Below are 552 nucleotides of genomic sequence, written 5' to 3'. Positions count from 1 at the left end.
TATTTCATTCTACTTTCAATCATTTCGGTTCGATAAAGTTCAATCGCATGGTTTTCATGTGTCCAAAACTGCAATTCTCCAGATCTGTTATTAAACTTAGCATGGTAAGCAAAAATCATCTTCAACCATTCCTTTCTGCTCTCCTGTGGATTTTCCAATATCATTTTGAGCAATTTCTTGCTTGTAAACTTCTTAAAATCCCGTACCCAGTCTGATAATTTTCCATCTTTTTGTTGAACAACTAAGTGAAGGTGATTGGTCATGATGACATAGCCAAACAAAAAAAGGCCCTTCTCCTTTCTACAATAAGTCAGATTTTCCAAGATAAAATCCCTATACGTTTTTCTTGAAAACACATCTGCCCATCCCACCACTTGGAACGTGAAGAAATAGGGCATTTCCTGATCTCTAATCTGATAAGCCTCTCCCATAGCTAAAAATAGTTTATCCGCATAGAAATCACAAATGATATAAAGGACTGTTATTTGTTAACGGATGTTTGGTTGGCATGCCTTTTCAAAACTAAGCCAGACCGAGTTCGAAATTGCGAAC

The 552-nt window shown here is 36.6% G+C and carries 1 protein-coding gene; it reads right to left on the bottom strand.

The features are described from left to right. Window positions 1-431, bottom strand: a 431-nt coding sequence (locus tag FQ608_RS27135; RefSeq protein WP_158861646.1) for a transposase, incomplete at its 3' end; no start/stop codon positions are given. Between the last annotated feature and the right edge of the window lie 121 nt (window positions 432-552).

The sequence above is a fragment of the Lunatibacter salilacus genome, assembly GCF_009797935.1.
In the GTDB taxonomy this organism is placed as follows: Bacteria; Bacteroidota; Bacteroidia; order Cytophagales; family Cyclobacteriaceae; genus Lunatibacter; species Lunatibacter salilacus.
This window is presented reverse-complemented; position numbering and strand designations above follow the sequence as displayed.